Genomic DNA, 6649 nt, shown 5'->3' on the forward strand with positions numbered 1-6649 from the left:
TATACTTTTGGGAAACCCTCATTTTGTTTTTTATTCTTTCGCTTTTTGCATAACAGCAAAATAGTTATCTTCATAATCCGCGAAATTAAATACCTTTCCGCTTGGTACTGTCACAATATCTCCAACAGTAATCTGCATGTTCTTTAGCTTTGAATAAAGCTCATCTAAATCGTTTGTAAAGAACATGAGGGACGGGGTTCCAACATTTAATTCGGGCTGCATACTTGAAATCTTTTCTTTATCATGCAAAATAATGCTGGTTTCAGAATCTAAGGATGGAGCAACCTCAATCCACCTCATGCCTTCTAAGTTAATCTCTTCGACAATAACAAATTCTAATATCTCTGTCCAAAATGATAAAGCTCGATCTTGATTGTTGACATAAACCATAATTTGGCCAAGTTGATGAATCATCCCATTACACTCCTTTTACTCATTGATAATAAGTACATTCTGCTTGAAATGAATAAAATCCTCTATTTCATTCGCAATCAAATAAGTGTAATAAACTCTATTCCACATTTTCCTACAAAATTCCTACAAAATAATCCATCCATTTTGTCGTTTTCGTGCTATAGTAAAAGAAAAAGCGTGAAAGAGGTCGAATAATGGAAAAGGGTATCTTACTTGAATCTGGTACAAATGAACTGGAATTAGTTGAATTTGAAGTGGGTCAAAATAAATATGGAATCAATGTCATTAAAGTGAAAGAAATTATTCAACCTTTACCGATTACGACCATTCCTCATTCCCATTCTTTTGTAGAGGGGATTATCCAACTTAGAGGTGAAGTGTTACCTGTTGTTAGCATGGAGAAAGTACTAGGATATCCTTCCAACCTTACTAAATCAACAGGTAAGTACATCGTGACGGAATTTAATCGCCAGAAGGTTGTTTTCCATGTAGACAACGTTTCTCAAATTCATCGAATTTCTTGGCAGGATATTGAAAAGCCTTCTACTATGGTTCATGATGATCATACTCGTGTTATTGGTGTAGTGAAGCAAGCAGAAAATATGATACTCATTTTAGATTTTGAAAGTATTATGGTTGAAATTAATCCTGAATCGGGTATTCACGTAGATCAAGTAAGAAAATTAGGAAAGAGAGAGCGTTCCAATAAAAAAATAAGTCATAGCAGAAGACTCTCCACTGTTGCGTAAATTATTACATGAAACACTAACTGAAGCAGGATATGAGAATATCGATAGCTTTGAAAATGGTGAATTAGCATTAAACTATTTACTATCTCTTCGTGAAGCAGGTACTCTAAAAGAGGATGTGCAGATAGTAATAACTGATATTGAAATGCCTCAAATGGATGGACATCATTTAACAAGAAGAATTAAAGAAGAAAAGAACTTTCTACTTTACCAGTTATTATTTTTTCCTCTTTAATAACGGATGATCTGAAGCATAAGGGTGAGAAAGTTGGAGCGGAAGCACAAGTGAGCAAGCCTGAAATTGAGAAGTTAGTCCAATTAATTGATCAACACATTAAATAAAACCTCCCTGTGGAGGTTTTATTTAATATGAATCACCAAGTGGTTTAAAAACGGGTTTTTGATACGTTCTATTCGTGTTGTATGGATCCTTTAATTCTTTTAAACCTGTGTAGCGTTGTAAGGTGTCTTTCGCTTCTTTTAAGCTCATCTTACTTTTAGGGTTTCTAACCTGATCCGATAGTTTACCTAAGTGAGGTAAGGTTTGGAAGTCTTCTTTATTAGGTGGAATATGAAACGTATATTCTCCAGATTGTACAATTACATCGGATTGTTGCTGACTAAATCTAGGATTTCTAGAAAAATGAAGGCCTATTTTTTTCGCTTTACCTTCTTGAATCATTTTAAGGAGGGCTTTTTTCTTTTAATAGATATAAATACTTAGGATTGGGTGCAGTTTTAGCGTGTCTGTTGACAGTGAAGATTGCTTGTGAGAGGGAATGAACAGAATAACCTCTGTTACTTGTTCGTTTATTACTATCAGATTGCTTATCATTCATTCGGTTAATCGTTCCTTTCTGCATTTATAGCTATTCAAGTTTATATATATTATACCATTATTTTCTTTGAATAAAAGTTTTGACAGAAATAATTTTAGATGATCGCTACTTATATTATAATGATACTAAAGCAGTATGCTTTTACTTTTACAAATAGGATGATGTTACATGAAAGAAAAAACAGCAATCATTGATATAGGATCAAATACAATTCGTCTTGTTATTTACGAGTCAACAGCAATTGGGACAGTAAAGGAATTAGAAAACGTTAAGGCTGTTGCACGTTTACGAAGCTACTTAACAGAAGAAGGAATACTATCAGAAGAAGGAATTCAGGTTTTACTTTCCATTCTACATAGCTTTAATAAAGTAGTAGATTTTCATCATGTTAATGAAATACGGTCTGTTGCGACTGCTACCATTCGTCAGGCATTAAACCAATCAGACATTATCAGCAGGGTTTATAAAGAAACGAATCTTTCAATTTCAATTCTTTCAGAAGAAGAGGAAGCTTATTATGGATATTTTGCTGCTGTTAATACGACTTCTGTTAGTACAGGATTTAGTATTGATATAGGTGGAGGAAGTACGGAAATTACTTACTTTGAAGATAAACAAATTAAACACTCTCATAGTTTTCCTTTTGGAGTTGTTTCTTTAAAAGAACAGTTTATTCAAGGTGATTCACTACAGTTAGAGGAACGTGAAGTGTTAGTCCAATTTATTATAGAGCAGTTCCTAACATTACCCTGGTTAAAGGAGAAAAATGCTCCAATTATCGCTATTGGGGGGAGTGCAAGAAACGTTGCTCAAATAGATCAAAGTCAAAATAGTTACCCTATTGCTGGAGTGCATCAGTATGTGATGAGCCCTGAGTCCATTTCACGGATGAGAGACGTATTGCTTCCTTTGGATTATGTGGAATTAGAGAAAATTGAAGGGTTATCTAAAGATAGAGCAGATATTATTTTGCCTGCATTGGAAGTATTTTATCAATTGATTCTTTATACAGATGCCCCTTCCTTTATCTTTAGTCGAAATGGATTACGCGATGGGTTAATCTTAGAGCAAACGGAAGGGAAGAAGGTATTTTCTAATCAAGAAATAGTAGAACGGAGCTTAAGACAATTAGGTTTCGAATACAATGTGAACTATTCTCATAATGAACAAATGCTTTTCTTAATCAGAAAATTATGGGAAGGCTTTGGCCAATTGGGCTTATGGAGCTTAAATGAAGAATCCTTAAGAGTATTAGAGCAAGCTGCGTTTTTATTTTATCTATGGGGCAATATATTAGATTCACGATTCTAGCTCTCAGCACACATTTTATATTTTGGCGAACAAAAACATAAATGGAATTCCTCACAAAGAACGGGTAGCGATTGCTCTTTTAGCTTCTTTTAAAAATAAATCTAGTTTGAAGCAATACATGGAGCCTTTTCTTCATTGGTTTTCAAAGGATGAAGTGAAACTGTTAAAGGAATTTGGTCCCCTTCTAAAAATGGCCTATAGTTTAAACGCAACAAAACGCAATGTGGTTCATGATGTTAGTATTACGGAAAAACAGGGCAACATTGTAGTGTGTATCATTTGTGAGGACGATATATTAGCCGAACAATATCAATTTGAAAAACAAAAGAAGCATTTAGAAAAAGCGTTAAAACGAGAAATAGTATTAGAAGTTTTACGGAATTAAGTTTAAAATTATATTTGGATAGTAAATGAATTTATTTTGAAAGAGGGTGTCAGAATGTACCAACCAAACACATCTTTAGAACTAGAAAAGTTTTCTCAACCTGAAAACTATAATAACCGTGAATTAAGTTGGCTTGCATTTAATGAACGTGTACTAGAAGAGGCCATGGCAAAATCTATGCCATTGATGGAGCGAATTAAATTTTTATCTATTTTCAGTAATAATTTAGACGAATTTTTCATGGTGCGTGTAGCTGGTTTAAAGGATCAGGTAAAGGCTAATTTTAATCGACCTGAAAACAAAGCAGGAATGACACCTAAACAACAGCTTTCAGCCATTTCAAAGAAAAATCACAAACTTATTGATCGTCAATATAAAACATTTAATGAAGAAATTATGCCTGAACTTAGAACTGAAGGAATTCATCTAGTTAAGATGAACGCCCTCTCAGAAGATCAACTAAGGTTCACAGAAGACTATTTTGATCAACAAGTTTTTCCTGTTTTAACTCCTATGGCGGTAGATGCCTATCGTCCATTTCCAATGCTGTTAAATAAAAGTTTAAATTTAGTAGTTATCCTTGAAGATGATTATCTTGGAATTGACGAAGAGAACAAAGTAGCCTTAGTCCAAGTTCCTTCCGTACTTGACCGATTTATCATGCTCCCATCAAATCAAGGAGAATTCCATATCATTCTTCTAGAAGATATTATCATGCATTATATTGATAAAATGTTTAATGGCTTTAAAGTAATATCCTCAAGTCCTTTCCGCATTACTCGTAATGCTGATATGACGATTTTAGAGGAAGGGGCAAGAGATTTACTATTAGAAATAGAGAAGGAGCTTAAAAAACGTAAGTGGGGAGCTGCCGTTCGATTAGAAGTTAGCTCCATTGAGCAACCAGTATTAGACTATTTGCTTGAAGAATTAGAAATTCATAAAGATGATGTGTATGAAATTGATGGGCCACTTGATTTAACCTTTCTTTTCGGTTTTATTAAAGCTATTACACCTTATAAGGAGCATCTCGCCTATCAAGCATTCATTCCACAACCACCTGAAGACGTTTCTTCACAGGAAGATTTATTTGAAAAGGTATTACATGAAGATATATTGTTCCATCATCCGTACGAGTCTTTTGAGCCGGTTGTTGATTTTGTTTCAGAGGCGGCAGATGATCCAGATGTACTTGCGATTAAACAAACCCTGTATAGAGTAAGTGGAGATTCACCTGTTATTGAGGCGCTAAAGCGAGCAGCGGAGAAAGGGAAGCAAGTAACTGTTCTAGTAGAACTTAAGGCGCGATTCGATGAAGAAAATAACGTACAGTGGGCAAAAGAGCTAGAAAAAGCGGGTTGTCATGTGATTTACGGAATGACTTATTTAAAAACACACAGTAAAATCACTCTCGTTGTTAGAAGAAGAAATGGTAATATTGAACGGTTTGTACACCTTGGGACAGGAAATTATAACGATCAAACGGCAAAAATCTACACAGATATGGGGCTTATCACGTCTAAAAAGAAATTTGGAATTGATGCAACAAATTTCTTTAATTACTTAAGTGGATATTGTGAAAAGCCAAATTTTCATCATTTAGTTGTGGCGCCATTTGACATTCGAGAAGAGTTTATCGAGTTGATTGACCAAGAGATTGACCTTCACAAACGACATGGTAATGGTCGGATCATTGCCAAAATGAATAGCTTAACAGACAAAGAACTAATCATGAAAATGTATGAAGCATCTAGTGCAGGAGTAAAAATTGAATTGATTATTCGAGGAATTTGTTGTTTGCGTCCCGGAATTAAAGGCGTAAGTGAAAATATTAGGGTAATAAGTATTGTAGGACGTTTCCTTGAGCACAGCCGAGTCTATTATTTCCATCATAACGGTGAAGGAAAAATGTATTTATCATCTGCTGACATGATGACACGGAACATGGTTAAACGTGTTGAAATATTGTTTCCAATATATGAAGGCAAATTAAAGAAAAGGCTTTACGACCTCTTACAGTTACAATTAGATGATAATGTAAAAGCAAGAGAGCAAGACTCAGAAGGAAATTATTCCTTTGTTCAACAAAAAGAAGGAAAAAAACGTAGTAGATAGTCAATATGAAATGCTAAAAGCCTCTTATCACCTTTTAGAAGATGAAGAATAAAGAAACAGAAACGCATTGCTGCGTTTCTGTTTTTCTATGTGTGCCAGGCATGGCAACTATCTAGGTGGTGAAAGTCCACTGTGGGGGTACACATCGACCAACCACTAAGGAAGCGCAAGGTACTTATCGTGAGGTAAGGGCTGGAGGAAGCGTGGAATAAAATCTTGGCTTGACGAACAGAAACCTGATACTAAGGCTCTACAAAGGGATAAGGCTCCATAACAAGTCAAAGTCCAAAAGATGTGCGTAACTTTGTAGGGTAAATCAGGCAAGTAAAAGAGGAAGGATAGTTGTCTTACCCTGGGAGGTCTTGCGGATGTACGTAGGTACAGTCGAAAAAGGTTTGTCGCAAGAAGTCAGCAGAAGCCATAGTAATGAAGTAATTCATGAAGGGCTAAACAATTTATAGTGTTTCAACGCCACGAATGCGTAAGTGACCTACTCAGAATGTGTTAATGGGGAAAGTATGAGCGTACCTCAGAGGAAAACCAAAAGGGAGTTATCACTTATTACGTGAGAGGGAAGGAGAAACGAGTGTGGAACTTCTAGAACAGATTTTGAGTAATCAAAATATGAATGAAGCCTACTTGCGTGTATATAAAAATAAAGGCGCGAGTGGAGTTGATGGAGTAACAGTCGATGAACTGAAACAATATCTGAAAGAGAACAAGGATGAACTGCGCAGGCGCATCAGAACAAGAAAATAACAAACACAAGCTGGCTTAAGAATGGAAATCCCAAAGAAATGGGAAGATGCGCAAATTGGGAATTACAACAGTTGTGG

4 protein-coding genes and 3 pseudogenes are annotated in these 6649 nt (G+C 35.3%); 5 read left to right on the plus strand and 2 right to left on the minus strand.

Annotated features, from left to right (window positions below):
• Positions 1-30: 30 nt before the first annotated feature.
• The gene (locus M44_RS18600) at positions 31-414 is read right to left on the minus strand and encodes a VOC family protein (protein WP_010176104.1); all 384 of its coding nucleotides are present in this window, start codon (positions 412-414) and stop codon (positions 31-33) included.
• A gap of 194 nt (positions 415-608) precedes the next feature.
• Here M44_RS18600 and M44_RS24340 point away from each other — a divergent pair.
• Positions 609-1505 (plus strand): annotated as a pseudogene (locus M44_RS24340) (chemotaxis protein).
• 22 nt (positions 1506-1527) lie between these two features.
• On the opposite strand, the pseudogene M44_RS24345 reads toward M44_RS24340, so the two are convergent.
• Positions 1528-2002 (minus strand): annotated as a pseudogene (locus tag M44_RS24345) (YkyB family protein).
• Between the two features lie 168 nt (positions 2003-2170).
• Here M44_RS24345 and M44_RS24350 point away from each other — a divergent pair.
• The 4 genes and pseudogenes from M44_RS24350 to M44_RS26560 all read left to right on the plus strand — a co-directional run bounded on the left by M44_RS24350 (position 2171) and on the right by M44_RS26560 (position 6572).
• Positions 2171-3313, plus strand: a complete 1143-nt coding sequence (locus M44_RS24350; RefSeq protein ID WP_337444171.1) for a Ppx/GppA family phosphatase — start codon at positions 2171-2173, stop codon at positions 3311-3313.
• Between the two features lie 22 nt (positions 3314-3335).
• Entirely contained in the window at positions 3336-3698 is a 363-nt protein-coding gene (locus tag M44_RS29665; protein ID WP_337444172.1) for a hypothetical protein, read from the plus strand.
• 54 nt (positions 3699-3752) lie between these two features.
• A pseudogene (locus M44_RS24355) lies at positions 3753-5865 on the plus strand (RNA degradosome polyphosphate kinase).
• 536 nt (positions 5866-6401) lie between these two features.
• Entirely contained in the window at positions 6402-6572 is a 171-nt protein-coding gene (locus M44_RS26560) for a hypothetical protein (RefSeq protein ID WP_010176108.1), read from the plus strand.
• Positions 6573-6649 lie beyond the last annotated feature (77 nt).

The organism is Bacillus coahuilensis m4-4 (assembly GCF_000171615.1).
Classification (GTDB): Bacteria; Bacillota; Bacilli; order Bacillales; family Bacillaceae_K; genus Bacillus_T; species Bacillus_T coahuilensis.

What these genes read in the sequence shown, in the direction of transcription:
- M44_RS24350 (WP_337444171.1), top strand. Translation starts at nt 2,171, where the DNA reads ATGAAAGAAAAAACAGCAATCATTGATATAGGATCAAATACAATTCGT.
- M44_RS18600 (WP_010176104.1), bottom strand. Translation starts at nt 414, where the DNA reads ATGATTCATCAACTTGGCCAAATTATGGTTTATGTCAACAATCAAGAT.